General features: G+C 43.8%; 1 pseudogene. It reads right to left on the reverse strand.

From position 1 onward, the window contains the following. Window positions 1-297: pseudogene (locus LI114_RS13900) on the reverse strand (transposase); the annotation flags it as partial.

Genomic DNA, 297 nt, shown 5'->3' on the forward strand with positions numbered 1-297 from the left:
TGACCTTTCTGACCTCCGCTGAAAACTTAAAAATCGGCGATATGACGTCCCAATTTTTGTACCAGCTTTTCATTGCATTGGGATAATCCTTTTCCCACTTCTCCGTCACACGCTCAAGCTGTTCAAGCGCAGCGTCCTCAGACGGCGCATGGTAAATTGTTTTCAAATCGCTGGCAAATTCTTTCTTGTTTTTTTCGCCAACGTATTTCAGCGTATTTCACACCTGATGAACGATACAACGTTGTAATTCTGTCTGTGGAAATGCCGTATTTACGGCTTCTTTCATACCCGAAAGGC

Source organism: Ruminococcus sp. 210702-SL.1.03 (genome assembly GCF_020559915.1).
Taxonomy (GTDB): Bacteria; Bacillota; Clostridia; order Oscillospirales; family Ruminococcaceae; genus YE71.